This is a genomic window from Acinetobacter sp. R933-2 (genome assembly GCF_030325485.1).
GTDB classification, from domain to species: Bacteria; Pseudomonadota; Gammaproteobacteria; order Pseudomonadales; family Moraxellaceae; genus Acinetobacter; species Acinetobacter sichuanensis.
The window spans coordinates 75,402-90,237 of record NZ_JACAIJ010000004.1 but is presented as its reverse complement, the minus strand read 5'-3'; the positions used below and the strand labels follow the sequence as shown (position 1 = coordinate 90,237).

12 protein-coding genes, 4 tRNA genes and 1 pseudogene are annotated in these 14,836 nt (G+C 38.0%); 13 read left to right on the top strand and 4 right to left on the bottom strand.

The features are described 5' to 3' along the window. Positions 1-6: 6 nt before the first annotated feature. Positions 7-1,059, bottom strand: a complete 1,053-nt coding sequence (gene rluD / locus HX005_RS05985) for a 23S rRNA pseudouridine(1911/1915/1917) synthase RluD (RefSeq protein WP_286376653.1) — start codon at positions 1,057-1,059, stop codon at positions 7-9. A gap of 71 nt (positions 1,060-1,130) precedes the next feature. On the opposite strand from rluD, the gene HX005_RS05980 reads away from it, so the two are divergent. Both HX005_RS05980 and HX005_RS05975 read left to right on the top strand, forming a co-directional pair. Continuing rightward, the gene (locus HX005_RS05980) at positions 1,131-2,195 is read left to right on the top strand and encodes an outer membrane protein assembly factor BamD (RefSeq protein WP_286376652.1); all 1,065 of its coding nucleotides are present in this window, start codon (positions 1,131-1,133) and stop codon (positions 2,193-2,195) included. A gap of 148 nt (positions 2,196-2,343) precedes the next feature. Further along, the gene (locus HX005_RS05975; protein ID WP_286376651.1) at positions 2,344-4,236 is read left to right on the top strand and encodes a DNA primase; all 1,893 of its coding nucleotides are present in this window, start codon (positions 2,344-2,346) and stop codon (positions 4,234-4,236) included. Positions 4,237-4,303: 67 nt separating this feature from the next. Here the strand turns inward: HX005_RS05975 and hemA are convergent, their stop codons facing one another. Beyond that, entirely contained in the window at positions 4,304-5,593 is a 1,290-nt protein-coding gene (gene hemA / locus HX005_RS05970) for a glutamyl-tRNA reductase (RefSeq protein WP_286376650.1), read from the bottom strand. Between the two features lie 77 nt (positions 5,594-5,670). Here hemA and HX005_RS05965 point away from each other — a divergent pair, with 77 nt between their 5' ends. The 11 genes from HX005_RS05965 to panD all read left to right on the top strand — a co-directional run bounded on the left by HX005_RS05965 (position 5,671) and on the right by panD (position 11,855). After that, positions 5,671-7,383 carry a tetratricopeptide repeat protein gene (locus tag HX005_RS05965; RefSeq protein WP_286376649.1) on the top strand — a complete coding sequence of 571 codons (1,713 nt, stop codon included), beginning with the start codon at positions 5,671-5,673 and terminating at the stop codon, positions 7,381-7,383. 7 nt (positions 7,384-7,390) lie between these two features. After that, on the top strand, positions 7,391-7,969 hold the full coding sequence (gene lolB, locus HX005_RS05960) for a lipoprotein insertase outer membrane protein LolB (RefSeq protein ID WP_286376648.1): 579 nt from the start codon (positions 7,391-7,393) through the stop codon (positions 7,967-7,969). Positions 7,970-7,990: 21 nt separating this feature from the next. Further along, the gene (gene ispE / locus HX005_RS05955; protein ID WP_286376647.1) at positions 7,991-8,818 is read left to right on the top strand and encodes a 4-(cytidine 5'-diphospho)-2-C-methyl-D-erythritol kinase; all 828 of its coding nucleotides are present in this window, start codon (positions 7,991-7,993) and stop codon (positions 8,816-8,818) included. Between the two features lie 4 nt (positions 8,819-8,822). Further along, positions 8,823-8,897: transfer RNA gene (locus HX005_RS05950), tRNA-Gln, on the top strand. A 37-nt stretch (positions 8,898-8,934) separates the two neighbouring features. Beyond that, positions 8,935-9,009, top strand: a tRNA-Gln gene (locus HX005_RS05945). A 91-nt stretch (positions 9,010-9,100) separates the two neighbouring features. Then, positions 9,101-9,175 (top strand) — tRNA-Gln (locus HX005_RS05940). 91 nt (positions 9,176-9,266) lie between these two features. Then, a tRNA-Gln gene (locus HX005_RS05935) sits at positions 9,267-9,341 on the top strand. A 37-nt stretch (positions 9,342-9,378) separates the two neighbouring features. After that, entirely contained in the window at positions 9,379-10,332 is a 954-nt protein-coding gene (locus HX005_RS05930) for a ribose-phosphate pyrophosphokinase (RefSeq protein ID WP_107006955.1), read from the top strand. A gap of 97 nt (positions 10,333-10,429) precedes the next feature. After that, on the top strand, positions 10,430-10,726 hold the full coding sequence (rplY, locus tag HX005_RS05925; RefSeq protein ID WP_107006954.1) for a 50S ribosomal protein L25: 297 nt from the start codon (positions 10,430-10,432) through the stop codon (positions 10,724-10,726). A 20-nt stretch (positions 10,727-10,746) separates the two neighbouring features. Continuing rightward, positions 10,747-11,325, top strand: coding sequence for an aminoacyl-tRNA hydrolase (gene pth, locus HX005_RS05920; RefSeq protein ID WP_107006953.1), 579 nt, complete (start codon positions 10,747-10,749; stop codon positions 11,323-11,325). Between the two features lie 149 nt (positions 11,326-11,474). Continuing rightward, complete coding sequence (gene panD, locus HX005_RS05915; protein ID WP_004722504.1) at positions 11,475-11,855, top strand: aspartate 1-decarboxylase; 381 nt, start codon at positions 11,475-11,477, stop codon at positions 11,853-11,855. 227 nt (positions 11,856-12,082) lie between these two features. Here panD and HX005_RS05910 read toward each other — a convergent pair whose 3' ends face one another. Next, the gene (locus HX005_RS05910) at positions 12,083-13,336 is read right to left on the bottom strand and encodes an acyl-CoA dehydrogenase family protein (protein WP_286376646.1); all 1,254 of its coding nucleotides are present in this window, start codon (positions 13,334-13,336) and stop codon (positions 12,083-12,085) included. A 13-nt stretch (positions 13,337-13,349) separates the two neighbouring features. Next, positions 13,350-14,525 (bottom strand): annotated as a pseudogene (locus HX005_RS05905) (SfnB family sulfur acquisition oxidoreductase); the annotation flags it as partial. Between the last annotated feature and the right edge of the window lie 311 nt (positions 14,526-14,836).

The window sequence follows — 14,836 nt, the reverse complement described above, 5'->3', positions numbered from 1 at the left end:
TCTACATTAATACGCTTTATTTTCAGTGCGTAAAACTTCAACCAACTGTGCAAAATCTTCCGACCAAGGTGCTTCAAACATCATCTCTTCTTTGGTACGAGGATGAATAAGACCCAATTTTGCAGCATGTAACGCTTGGCGTTTAAAACCACGTAATGTATTAATCAAAGTTTCAGATGCCCCTGCAGGCACTTTAACGCGACTCATATAAACAGGATCACCCACTAAAGGATAACCAATATAAGAAAAATGCACACGAATCTGATGTGTACGACCTGTTTCTAGTTGCGCTTGTACACGGGTAAAGTTTTGGAAGCGTTCCTTAACATTATAATGTGTCACAGCATCACGCCCGCCCGGTAAAATCGCCATTTTAATACGATCAACAGGATGACGCTTAATTGGCTCATCAATCGTGCCACCTGCGATGATATTGCCATAACAAATCAAATCATAAATTCGGTAAACAGATTTTTTTGCTAACTGCTTACTTAAGGCAAATTGAGCTTCTAAATTTTTTGCAACAACCAGTAATCCACTGGTGTCTTTATCAATACGATGGACTAAACCTGCTCGTGTTAATTCTGCTGATTTTGGGAAATGATGCAATAAAGCATTCACCAAAGTTCCTGTTGGATTACCCGCACCCGGATGCACCACCAGACCTACTGGTTTATTAATCACTAGAATATCATCATCTTCATATACAATATTAAGAGGAATATTTTCAGGTTGTGCTGAAGTTTGTGCTGCTAATTCAACCTCTAAAGTAAGAAGCTCATTACCTTCACATTTGTACTTTGGCTTAACAATGTTACCATTTACCAACAAATGACCATCCTTCATCCACTGCTTGAGTTTTTCACGCGAAAACTCATTCCAAACAGTCGCTGCGACTTGGTCGATACGTTGCCCTAAGTAACCGTCATCCAATTGAAATTGCAACGATAAACGTGTTGCAGTTGTGGCTGAAGTATGATTATCTGCATCCTCAGAATCTTCAAGTAAATTGAAATCATTTTCTGAGAAATTAGAATTAGAAGATTGTGCTGAAGTCATTTGCTCATTCGGACAAAAGTGGTTTAATAGCGCAATTGTAGCCTATTGCCCGTATAAACAGAGGAATTTTTATGTCGCTACCACGTTATAAAGTTACAATGCTCGCATTATCTTTGAGCATAGCAACGGTATTTGTAGGCTGTAGCAGCAATCCGAGTAAAAAAGATATCGTTGATACTGGTCCTAAGTCAAGCGAGCAAAGCTACTACGACAAAGCGATGAAAGCCTTAGATAAAGGACAATATGGTGATGCTGAAAAATCATTACAAGCAATCGATACCTATTATCCAACTGGACAATATTCGCAACAATCTCAGTTAGAGCTGATTTATACCAAATTTAAACAAAAAGATTATGAAGCAACAATTGCTCAAGCAGATCGTTTTATTCGCCTAAATCCACAGCATCCAAATGTAGATTATGCTTACTATGTGCGTGGCGTGGCAAATATGGAACAAAACTACGATGGCATTATGCGTTATACGTCATTAAAGCAATCGCATCGTGATATTGGGTATTTAAAAGTCGCTTATCAAAACTTTGTTGACTTCATTCGTCGTTTCCCAAGCAGCCAATATGCCGTTGATGCAGCACAACGTATGAAATTTATTGGACAAGAACTTGCTGAAAGTGAAATGAATGCAGCGCGTTTTAATGTCAAACGTAAAGCTTATTTAGCTGCTGTTGAACGTTCACAATGGGTGATTGAGCATTATCCGCAGACTCCTCAGATTCCTGAAGCACTTGCAACAATGGCATATGGTTATGACAAACTCGGTGACAAAGCAACCTCTCAACAATATGTTGAACTCCTGAAACTCAATTATCCAAATCTTGTTAAATCAAATGGTGAAGTTAATTTACGCGCTGCTCGTAAAGAAGGAAGTTTCCTGAACCGTGCAACTTTAGGGATCTTGGGGCGTGGTGAAAAAACACGTGGTGTTGTTGAAAGTACTGAATCTAGTGCCAAAGAAAAAAATGACAATCAAGCAAGTTGGCTAAATCGTGCAACTTTTGGTTTACTTGACCGTCCAGACCGTGAAGTTTCTTCGGAACCTGCACGTGCAGATGAAAGTTTGTATGACCGCCAACGTACTCAACAAACACCTGTAGAACCAAAACAAGCTGAACAATAAGTTCGCACATTTATATCAATATACAAAAGGCGGAATTAAATTCTGCCTTTTTTATGTGTAAGCAAATTCAATACGCATATACGCCTTGCTAAATCTAAGCTAAACTTATCGACCCGCTTCTTTTTAGATGTATATTTGGCTTTGACCTATGGCAATTCCTCAACACACGATTGATCAAATTTTAGATCGAACTGATATTGTCGATCTGATTGGTCAACGTGTGAAATTGAAAAAGACAGGACGTACTTATTCAGGTTGCTGCCCTTTTCATCAGGAAAAATCGCCATCCTTTCATGTCTATCGTGATAAACAATATTTTCATTGTTTTGGCTGTCAAGCGAACGGTAATGCAATCCGTTTTTTAATGGATATTGATCATCGCAACTTTGTTGATGTGATGAAAGACTTAGCTAATCAAACAGGTATTGAGCTACCTAAAGATAATCAAGACAATAAAAGAATATCTTATAAGCGTGAAGCTGCAAAACCATCAACAGCGCCTAATTTTACTGCACCATCTAAAACACCTGATCTAAACCAAAACGATATTGCACCTGAAATTGATCCTTTTGAAGTATTCAGCCAATATCCTGACCCTGAAGATTTTGATCCAACTCAGTTTAATATGATGAGTGATCAACAAATTCCACAAGAAGGGAATTTGTATGATCTTTTAGAAAATGTAGCGCAATTTTATGAAAAACAACTGCCTTCAAGTCAAAGTGCTCAACAGTATTTTAAACATCGGGGCTTAGGTAAAAATACAATCCAATATTGGCGTTTGGGCTATGCACCTGAAGATTGGCAACATTTAGAAAAAGCCTTCCCACAAGATATTGAAGGCTTAAGATTGCTGGGTTTAATTCGCACCAGTGATAATGGTCGTGACTTTGACTTACTCCGTGATCGCGTGATTTTTCCTATTCGAGACAGTAAAGGTCGTGTGGTTGGTTTCGGTGGTCGTGCGCTCAATGACGATATTAAACCTAAATATATCAACTCGCCTGACTCTGAAGTATTCCATAAAAATCAGCTACTTTATGGTTTATATGAAGGTCGTAAAGAACGTGCACAGAACTGGCTCATGGTTGAAGGCTACATGGACGTCATTGCCTTACAACAATATGGCATTTCAGGCGCTGTTGCTACGCTAGGTACTGCAAGCAATGCAGACCATCTGGGAATTTTATTTAAACAAAATAATCAAATCACAATTGCTTTTGATGGTGATATCGCAGGTCAAAAAGCTGCTCGTCGAACACTAGAAATTGCTTTACCCTTACTTAATGACGGACGAGAACTTAAGTTTTTTGTCCTACCTAAAGAGCATGACCCAGATTCTCTGATCCGCAAAGAAGGCGTAGAAAGTTTCCATCGTTTATGGCAAAACGCGCCTTTACTTTCAGACTTTTTGTTTGCACTTCTCAGCCAAAACTATGAAATTACAACACCTGAAGGCAAAAGTCAGGTCATGGCTGAACTCAATCAATTGATTGAACTGCTGCCTAAACAAGGTTCATATCGCTATTTATTACGTCAGTTTTTCCGTGAAAAGCTTGGATTTAACAAAAAATGGCAACCTCAAGTCAGCTTAGACGCAACTTTATCTTTTGCGCAAAATACAGGTAATGAAGAATTTGCTATCGCAATTTTAATGCAGCATCCTTTTCTCTATATTCATTTTGAAGTGTTACGTGCTTTTATTCAACCCAATGATTTTATTGCACAAATTTTAACGATCTTTGATCTGATTTTTGATGACTTACCTGATGATCAAGAACTTGCAACCTATTATATTTTAGGCGCATGTAGTGCCTATCATTTGCAACTTTCAGAAATTATACAACGTACAAATATTCAAGCTTTAACTGACTCACCAGAAATGGCTGATAAACTCGCCTCAGATTATTCTCTCGCCTTACAAGAGAAATATGTTAAACAAAAGCTCAAATCTCCTTCTTCGCTCATTGAAATGCGAAATTTACGTCGACAACTCAATGAACTCACCAAGAAAATTAGTTTAAAATTGGTGCATAGTTAATCTAAAAATAAAACCGATCAAAAGATCGGTCTTTTTTATTCACATATTTTATCAAATATATTTAAGATCAAGGCTTCAACTTCACCTTACGACCATTAGCAAAAATATCCTGAATATTTTCTTTCAACCATTCAAAATGTGAAGGGTCTTCATCTTTAGCAGCATTGCGTAGCAAAATTGAAGTAGGATGTAAAAGTTTTTGAGTCAGACGATGTTGAAAATCTTTTAAAACCTGTTCCGCATTTTCGCCTGTTTGAATACGTTGCAACGCATCTTGTAGTTCAAGCTGACTTAAATTTTCACCTTGTTGACGATAGGCATGAATTGTTTCACCTGCATCATTAATTTTTTGCTGTGTCACTAACTGTGTCACGAGTTGATTGACCATCACTTCAGCTTCAACCGCCGCTTGACGACGATGTGCTAAATTTTCATCAATTACCGATTGTAAATCATCAACCCCGTACAAATACACACCATCTAAACTTTCAACTTTTGAATCAATATCACGTGGCACAGCCAAATCAACCAATAACATTTGTTGATAACGACGCTTTTTCAAAGCTGTCTTCACATCTGCAAAAGAAATGACTTGATACAAACTACCTGTACAACTTGAAATGACATCTGCTCGATGCAAATTTTCAGCTAATTCTGAAAATGGAATAATTTCAACTTCAACCCGATGTGCAATTTCTTGTGCTAACTTTTCAGCACGCTCTCGCCCACGGTTACAAATAAGAACTTTAGCAACACCCATTTCAGCTAAATGTTTTGCCACTAAGCTGTTCATCTCACCTGCTGCAACCACCATTACAGTCAGTTTTTCAGGTTTACTAAATACTTGTAATGCAAGCTGAGCAACGGCATAACCCATTGAAACAGCATGACTACCCACCGCAGTTTCAGAGCGTACACGTTTAGCTGCATAAAATGCATATTCAAAAATTTGATTTAGATTTTGCGAAACAATATGAGCATCTTTTGCCAAAGCAAGTGCAGATTTTACTTGACCTAAAATTTGAGGCTCACCCAACATTAAAGAGTCAAGACCACTTGCAACACGCATGAGATGTGAAACAGCATCTGTATTTTCATAACGATATACATGATTTGACAATTGTTTTACATCAATACCATTTGATTGGGCAAGCCAATCTAATACCATATCGGCATTTTCAGCCATGGCATAAACTTCGGTACGGTTACAGGTCGAAACCACCACCATATCGTTCATTTCGTGATGTTGACCTTGTCCTGCAAACAAATTGCTTAATCGCTCTGGATTAAACGCAATTTTTTCACGTAACTCTACGGAAGCAGTTTGATGGTTGACACCCAATGCAAAGAAAGACATATCAGATCATCATTTCGCTAAATTTATGTTATTGTGCAATAACGGTGTCATAAAAAGCATACTTGGATAAAGAAAAATTGCGTCAAATAAGCAGCCGAATTAACGGCACGACAATTAAGCAATATTCTACCACATTCTTACTTGTCGGTAGTATGGCTTCTAGCGCTCATCTTCAAGCGGCTGGAGGATTGTATCATGCAAATTATAATACAGAAGCATTAAAACAAACCATGATCGCCGAATTTGCCCTAGCGTATCATGATACACCAACTGCACTACATAACTATACCGTACTTGCTATTCGAAATAATTCAACTTCAATTAAACAACGTGCATTAGACATTGCGATTGAGCAACATGATTTGCAAGCAGCACTCGATATTGCAACACATTGGGTTGTACAAGAGCCTGAAGATGTGCCAGCTAAATTTTATTTAGCTCATATCGCACTCAAAGCACATGAATATCAACTTGCTGCTGAAACCTTAGATCATATTTTAAATATTGATGCCAATGCTGATCTAGAGCAAATTTTAGCAGGAATCACTCCCGAATCAGAAGAAGATCGCCTCAATCTACTCAATACCTTATATGCAAGCAAAGAGAAAAATAATCCCTCTGTTCTCATTTTAATTGCAGGGCTTGAAGCACAAAATAATCAAATTGAAACTGCTTTAGCAACAATCAATAAAGCACTTAAAAAACGCCCTAAAGTCACAGGCTTTATTCTCATGAAAGCCAATCTTTTAATGGCTTTAGGCGATGAAAAACAGACTTTAGAATGGTTTGAATACAGTAGCCGTAAACATAAATACAACCTAGAAGTTCGTTTGGCTGAGGTGCGTTATCTGATCAAAATCAACCAATCTGAACAGGCTTTAGACAAACTCGAAAAAATTATTAAAACTTGGCCAAATGCTGAGGAAGCATTATTTATCGGTGGCTTAACAGCGATTGACCTTAAACAATATGACTTAGCTGAACAATATTTAGTCGAATTGCGCTATTCGAGTAAATATCAAAATGATGCCTATTTTTACCTTGCTGTAAATGCAGAGCGCAAACAACAACTTGAAACAGCAAAAGCATATTATCGCTTAGTCGATGGAAATTTATATACCGTTTCTAGGCGTAACCTCATTTCAATCTATGACCATCAAGGTAAACTCAATGATGTATTGCGTTTTTTAACGCAAGAGCGTGTAAATTATCCACAACATGCGAGTTTTTTATATCAAGCACAAGCTGAAATTCTAAAAAAAATGAACAATAAAAAAGCAGCCTTACGCTTACTCAACGAAGCAGTGCATAATTTACCTGATGATCCAGAATTACTTTATTCAGAAGTTTTATTGCTAGATCCCTATGAAAATAAAGACCAATTGGATAAAGCACTCAAACAATTACTTATTTTAGAACCAAATAGCCCAACATATTTAAATGCTTATGCGTACACTTTAGCCTTGCAGAACCGCCGCCTAAAAGAAGCACGGAGTTATGCTGAAAAAGCGCTTGATTTTGCGCCAGAACAAGCCTCTATTTTAGATACTTTAGGCTATATTACCTTTTTGCAAAATGATTTTACGACCTCATCTCGAGTCTTACAAAAAGCTTATGAAATGAGTGGCAGCATCAATATTGGATTACGTTATGCAAAATCTTTATATATGCAAGGTTCTCTCGACAAATTTAATCAAGTGTTACAACAACTCAAAAAAAATCATCCAAATGATGCTGAATTACATCAACTTGATTCGTTATTGTTACCCCAACACTTAAATAAGAGTTAATTTCTTTATGCGCTTCATCGCTAAAACCGCTTTTGCATCTATAACGATGACAATCTTTGCTTTAACGGGTTGTCAACAATATGTTCAGCCGCAACAAAACACACCACCCCAGATTGAAACAGCTCAAAACTTTCAGCTTGAAGGGAAAATTGGCGTTAAAACACCTAAGCAATCAGGCAGTGCTTTTTATACATGGCAACAAAATAACGAAAATTTTGACATTCAACTCACTGGAATTTTAGGTATTGGCAAAACTGTTATTCAAGGCAAATCGGGTGAAGTGACATTAAACAGCTCAAAAACTGGAGAAATTACTGCAGAAACGCCTGAAGAACTACTTGAACGAGCAACAGGCTGGATTGCACCAATCACACATATTATTGACTGGGTACAAGCAAAACCTGCAACCACAGCAGCAATTCTACAAAAAGACTCACAACAACGCCCTATCAAAATTGAAGAAGATGGTTGGACGGTTGATTTAAGCTACAACGATGCAGCGAACTTGCCAAATAAGCTGATTTTAAAGCAAGCGCTTGAAGCAGGACAAGAAAATCGTATTACAATGATCATTCAAAACCGCTAATTGATATAAGTTTAGGCTCTCATGATTCGTGTCCCTTCCCCTGCTAAGCTCAATTTATTTTTACATATCACAGGTCGTCGTGCTGATGGTTATCATGAGTTGCAAACTATTTTTCAGCTCATCGATTTATATGATTGGATGGAATTTCAACAAACAGATCACGCTCAAATCACAATTGATGGTTTAAGTAATGTTGATTTGGAACAAAATTTAATCTACAAAGCCACACAAATTTTAAAGCCTTATGCAAAAAAGCAAACGGGTTTAAAAATTAACATTGAAAAAAATATTCCGATGGGTGCGGGTCTAGGTGGTGGTTCATCTAATGCAGCAACAACGCTGCTCATCGTCAATCAATTGTGGCAATGTGGCTTAAATATTGAACAATTGGCTAAATTAGGCTTAAAATTAGGTGCAGATGTTCCCATCTTTATTCATGGTAAAAATGCTTGGGCAGAGGGAGTTGGCGAACACTTAACATTCATAGACTTAGCTCAAAAACAATACATTGTGTTAAAACCTGATTGTTTTATCAGCACTCAGTTGCTTTTTTCACAAAAAACATTGACAAGAGATACAAAGCCCACTAAATTTTGCGCCTATCAACAAAACTCATTTAATTTTAGAAATAACTTTGAGCCTATCGCTCAAAAATTATATTCAGAAGTAAATGAAGCGATGCAATACTTAGATCAGTTCGGTAAAGCAAAGTTAACAGGTACAGGTGCTTGTGTTTTTGTTGAAGTCACTGAGCATATGATCATTGATGACGTTTTAAAAAATTCACCATGTAAAGCTTACTTGGTCAATAGTTTAAAAGAATCACCACTGATTCATGTTAAAGTGTAATGATAGGGGCGTCGCCAAGTGGTAAGGCACCGGGTTTTGATCTCGGCATCCGTTGGTTCGAATCCAGCCGCCCCTGCCATCATTTTCATCTGTAGATGTTTGTTCATCGCTGTAATAGGGGCGTCGCCAAGTGGTAAGGCACCGGGTTTTGATCTCGGCATCCGTTGGTTCGAATCCAGCCGCCCCTGCCATTTTCTCAAAAAAGACAGAACATGGTAATTTGTTTAAAATGTCGATATTCCTTGACATGAACAAGCAAAAATACTAAAATTCTGCCGCATTAGGGGCGTCGCCAAGTGGTAAGGCACCGGGTTTTGATCTCGGCATCCGTTGGTTCGAATCCAGCCGCCCCTGCCATTTTCTCAAAAAAGACAGAACATGGTAATTTGTTTAAAATGTCGATATTCCTTGACATGAACAAGCAAAAATACTAAAATTCTGCCGCATTAGGGGCGTCGCCAAGTGGTAAGGCACCGGGTTTTGATCTCGGCATCCGTTGGTTCGAATCCAGCCGCCCCTGCCATCTATTTTCAAATTTTGCCAACCGCCAAGGGTGCTTCATGCCCAATCTTGTCGTTTTTAGTGGATCAGCGCATCCGCAATTCGCCCAAAAAGTCGTAAGCCATTTGCATATCCCACTGGGAGCTGCTGCCGTAGGTAAATTTTCTGATGGTGAAATCACTGTCGAAATTACTGAAAATGTGCGTGGTAAAGACGTATTTATCGTACAGCCTACTTGTGCCCCAACCAATGACAACCTTATGGAAATCTTGGTTATGGCTGATGCTTTGCGTCGTGCAAGTGCTGGTCGTATCACTGCCGTGATTCCTTACTTCGGTTACGCTCGTCAAGACCGTCGTCCTCGTTCTACACGTGTTCCAATTACCGCAAAAGTTGTTGCAGATATGCTGACAACAGTTGGGATTGACCGTGTGGTGATGATCGACTTGCATGCTGACCAAATCCAAGGTTTCTTCGATATTCCTGTAGATAACATCTACGGTACACCTGCCTTACTTGCTGACTTACGTCAACAACAGCATCACAACTTAATGGTGGTTTCACCTGACGTTGGTGGTGTAGTTCGTGCACGTGCAGTTGCAAAACAAATGGGTGATATTGATCTTGCAATCATCGATAAACGTCGTCAAAAAGCGAATGAATCACAAGTGATGCATTTGATTGGTGATGTAAAAGACCGTGATTGTGTGATTGTCGATGACATGGTCGATACAGCAGGTACATTGTGTAAAGCTGCTGATGCACTCAAAACTTTTGGTGCTCGTAAAGTAGTTGCTTACGCAACTCATCCAGTACTTTCTGGTAAAGCACTTGAAAATTTAAGTAAATCTGTGATTGATGAATTGGTTGTTACTGACACCATTCCACTTTCTGAAGAAGCTTTAAAACTTGGTAAGATTCGCCAAGTTTCAGTAGCAAGTATGGTTGCTGAAACAATTCGTCGTATCAACAACGAAGAATCTATTAGCGCAATGTTTGATTCTTATCTATAATAGCGCGAAATTTTCAAAGCCCTGCCCTTTGGTGGGGCTTTCTATCACTGGACTGGTCGAAAGTTCAGTCAATTAAACTTAAATAGGATGTCTAATCATGGCAAACTTCGTATTAAATGCAGTAGCACGTGAAGAAGCAGTTCAAGGGAAAGGTTCGAGCCGCCGCCTTCGTCATCAAGCTAAAGTTCCAGCAATCATCTACGGTGGTGCTGCTGAGCCTGTAGCAGTTACTTTAGAACTTCGTGAGCTTGTTAAAGCTTTAGAAAGCAATGCTTTCTTTGAAGAAGTTGTTGAAATCAACATCGAAGGTAAAGTTGAAAGCGTTAAAATCCAAGCGTTACAACGTCACCCTGCTAAAAACACTCCTATGCACGCTGACTTCAAACGCGCATAAGTGTTAAATGGTGTAAATGAGTGAGTAAACTTTCACTGATTGTCGGTTTGGGTAATCCAGGTTCTGAGTATGCCCAAACCCGCCATAATGCTGGCTTCTGGTTCGTAGAACGCCTTGCAGAACAATATGGCATTCAACTCAAAGCTGATCCTAAATATAAAGGAATCAGTGGTCGTGGTAACATTGAAGGTCAAGACGTTCGTCTGTTATTACCAACAACCTTTATGAACCTTGTCGGTCAAAGTGTTGTACCTTTCGCCAAATTTTACCAAATTAAACCTGAAGAAATTTTGATCGCACATGATGAATTGGATATGGATCCAGGTATCATTCGCTTAAAAACAGGTGGTGGTCATGGTGGTCACAATGGTTTACGTGATATCGTCCCACATATTGGTGCAAACTTTCATCGCTTACGTATTGGTATCGGTCATCCCGGCTCAAAAGAAAAAGTTTCTGGGCATGTCTTAGGTCGTGCACCAAGTAGTGAGCAAAATTTAATGGATGATGCACTGCATCATGCTTTAAGTAAGGCTAAACTTTTAGTCAATGGTGAGATTCAACAAGCAATGAATCAAATCAATGCATATAAACCTTGATTTCCATTTATTAAAATAAAGCTTTGTTAAACAATTTTTCTTGCTATGTGGTTATTTTAAGAGCAAAATGCGCTTTCGAAAGTATCCCATTGTAAAGGTTATTGTTTAATTACATATAACTGTCGTAGGACAACTAGGAGACGCAAGCCATGCTATCTCGTTTATTAAAAGCTAAAATCCACCGTTGTGTCGTTACACAAGCAGAATTACATTATGAAGGTTCTTGTGCAATCGATGGCATTCTTTTAGATTTAGCTGGTATCCGCGAATATGAAGAAATTCATATGTGGAATGTCACCAATGGTAAGCGCTTCACAACTTATGCGATTCGTGGTGAAGAAGGTTCAGGCATTATTTCAGTTAATGGCGGTGCTGCACTTCAAGCTGATGTTGGTGATTTAATGATTATCGCAACATTTGGTGACTTTACCAATGCAGAAGCAGATGCACATAAACCACGTCTTGTATATGCAAACCCAGACAATACAGTCAATCACACAGCGAACTGTATTCCTGTACAAGTTGCTTAAACTAAAAATACTCATCTAGAATTGAATTAAACCCGCCCAAATTAGCGGGTTTTATTTTTTCGTTTCATTGTTGCTTTTTAGACTTATCTTGGCATTTTAAACTGTGAAATTTCCATCTTTTCATTCTCTATTTTACATTTATGTTATAACGCCACTTGTTAGATGATCACCATAAAAAAAGAGCCTTCATTGTAAAATGAAAGCTCCGAATTAGCCAAGTATAAATATCAAGCAGAAATATGTTTTGCCAATGGGCTATTTCCGATCTGCCAAATAAAAGGTAAAGGTGTTTGATTTACCAACCAATCGCCGATCACTTTTTCTTTATAAATAAGTGGATTATGCGAAGAAACTACACGTGCATTACGCCAAAAACGGTCTAATTGTTTTGCTGTTGTACTTGCAGATGCACCCAAAGCATTAAATAAAGATGTCGTTAAATCTAAAACCAAATCTGCAATCACTACCTGCCCTTGTGATGACTCTAACTCAGCCGCATTGTTGGCTTTTTGATCTGAAATATCATTATTTTGAAAATGACTCAAATATGCGGTATCTAAAGTTTCTGCTGCTGTTAATGCAATAGATTGACTCGCAAAAGCTTGTGCAGATGCTTTACCAATCACTTGTAAAACTTGTGCATCATGACGAACCAGATCTGCATTACCATGACTAAAAATACGAGTCCGTTGGCGAACTTCCTCTGAAAAAGTTTCAACTGCACTCAATGCAATACCTGCCAAAGTGGCTAAATGAAAGACTTGATAATAGGCTGTTTGATATTTAAAACGCTGTTCAAATGACAAAATATGATCACGCTCAATCGGAACTTGATTAATTTTGAGTGAGCCACTGCCCGTGGTTTTTTGCCCAAATCCATCCCAATCATCTGTTATCAAAATGCCCTGATCATGTGTCGATACAGCTGCAATCACATGTTGATCTAAGGTTTCATCATACGCAAAAAGGTCGATCCAATCTGCAAAAATAGTTCCTGTTGAATAGAATTTTTCACCATTTACCACTAACTTACCTTGTTGATTTTGTGAAACACGTGTAATGACATCACCAATTTCAACTTTACCAATTTCAGTCCATGCATTCCCCACCAAATCACCTTGTACAAAACGCTTAAACCAAATTTCTTGGGAAGAATCTCTATGGGCAACCAAACGATCCTCCACAAAAGCAAAATGCCCACGCAATGCTTGTACAATATTTGAATCAGCCGTTGCTAATTCGATCAGTAGCTGAAATAACTGACGTTGAGATAAACCTTCACCGCCATATTGTACAGGGACACGCACAGCCCCAAAGCCTGCATGTTTCAACCACTCAATTTGCTCGGTTGGTAAAATACGGTTTTTTTCTCGCTCTAAAACATCCTCTGCAATTTTAGAAAAAATTGGGCGAAACTTTTGGGCAACTTGCTCATAGTTCCCACCCAAAGAAAGCTCATGATTTTGTGTAAATGTTGTCATTGTTATTCTCCTATTAGCTCCAAGCATGACGTGGTGGTGGAATATCATTTAAATAATAATTACCTACGATATTTAGCTTCCAACGTACAGGATCATGCAAAGTATGTGTTCTTGCGTTGCGCCAATGACGGTCTAAATTTAATTCTGACAAAGTAGAACGTGTACCTGAAAGTTCAAATAATTTATTGGCTGCCAATAATGCAATTTCGGTGGTTAATACTTTTGCTTCAGCATTTAACAAAGTTGCTTCATTAACATGATGCTCAGAAGGTTCGGCTAAAGCCGCATCTATTGCCAATGCAGCTAAGTCTAAAACAGCTTCAGCAGCACGGAGTTTTATTTTTAATTCGCCAATATTGGCAATGGTATAAGGATCATCTGTCGCTTTTTCTAAACCAGAATCAATCCAAGGGCGAGTATATTGGCGTACATAATCAATGGTTTCTTGAATTGCACCACGTGCAATGCCCGCATCAACTGCGGCTTGAATAAACTGAGAAATAGCACCTGCCACAGTATGACGTTCAAAGGCTTGATAAATTGGAACAATATTTTCCAAATCAACTTTTACATGATCTAGAGTGACAGAACCACTCACCGTTGTTCGCTGTCCAAAACCACTCCAATCATTGCTAATGGTTAAACCTTCACGATGTTGTGGAATTAAAGCGGCAAAAGGTTTCCCTTCAGAACTTACAGCAACCACAGGAATCCAATGCGCTAAAAGTGCACCTGTTGCAAAAAATTTCTGCCCCGTTACTACAGCATGATCTTCCTTAAATTCAATTGTTGTGGTTAAATCTGCAACAGTTTTCGAACTTTTTTCTGAAAATGCATTACCTAAACGATGTCCTTGTAGCACTTGATCAAAGAAAAAAGCTTGCTGTTCAAGTGTTGCATCTAAACGAATATGTTCAACAAAAGCCCAATGATTTTGGGCGATTTGCCCCAATGAAGAGTCAGCACTCGAAATCGTTTTCACAACTTCAGCAAGCGTTTTATAACTCACACCTGCCCCACCAAATTGCTTAGGAATGGTAATTCCCCATAAACCAGACTGTGAATATTTTTCAATTTCGATTAAGGGTAAACGCCGTTCGTGGTCTCGAATTGCTGCTTCCTTTTTAAATTCTTGCGCCAAATTTTGAGCAATTTGGATTGCCTCAGCATCATTTTGAATAATATATGCTTTATTTTTTAATAAATAAAATTCTTTTGGAATATTTTCTGCTGAATTTAATTGGATATTAATCTTTGCTGTCATTTAGATTTCCCTAGTTTGATTTTCTATATTAAAACTAGCACCAATATTATTATTCACTTATATATTAAGATGGAAAGTAATTCACTTTAAATAAAATAAAAAAATTAAAAATAAGAGATATTCAATTAATAATCAAAATATTAAGTAAAAAATCTTTTTATTTATAAATAAAAAGATTAACTGATATCATTTACAAGTATTTTCATAAGTAAAAAAACAGATTTATATCTCAGCTT

What these genes read in the sequence shown, in the direction of transcription:
- ispE (WP_286376647.1), top strand. Translation starts at nt 7,991, where the DNA reads ATGATTCGTGTCCCTTCCCCTGCTAAGCTCAATTTATTTTTACATATC.
- HX005_RS05975 (WP_286376651.1), top strand. Translation starts at nt 2,344, where the DNA reads ATGGCAATTCCTCAACACACGATTGATCAAATTTTAGATCGAACTGAT.
- hemA (WP_286376650.1), bottom strand. Translation starts at nt 5,593, where the DNA reads ATGTCTTTCTTTGCATTGGGTGTCAACCATCAAACTGCTTCCGTAGAG.
- panD (WP_004722504.1), top strand. Translation starts at nt 11,475, where the DNA reads ATGCTATCTCGTTTATTAAAAGCTAAAATCCACCGTTGTGTCGTTACA.
- rluD (WP_286376653.1), bottom strand. Translation starts at nt 1,059, where the DNA reads ATGACTTCAGCACAATCTTCTAATTCTAATTTCTCAGAAAATGATTTC.
- HX005_RS05930 (WP_107006955.1), top strand. Translation starts at nt 9,379, where the DNA reads ATGCCCAATCTTGTCGTTTTTAGTGGATCAGCGCATCCGCAATTCGCC.
- rplY (WP_107006954.1), top strand. Translation starts at nt 10,430, where the DNA reads ATGGCAAACTTCGTATTAAATGCAGTAGCACGTGAAGAAGCAGTTCAA.
- HX005_RS05980 (WP_286376652.1), top strand. Translation starts at nt 1,131, where the DNA reads ATGTCGCTACCACGTTATAAAGTTACAATGCTCGCATTATCTTTGAGC.
- lolB (WP_286376648.1), top strand. Translation starts at nt 7,391, where the DNA reads ATGCGCTTCATCGCTAAAACCGCTTTTGCATCTATAACGATGACAATC.
- HX005_RS05910 (WP_286376646.1), bottom strand. Translation starts at nt 13,336, where the DNA reads ATGACAACATTTACACAAAATCATGAGCTTTCTTTGGGTGGGAACTAT.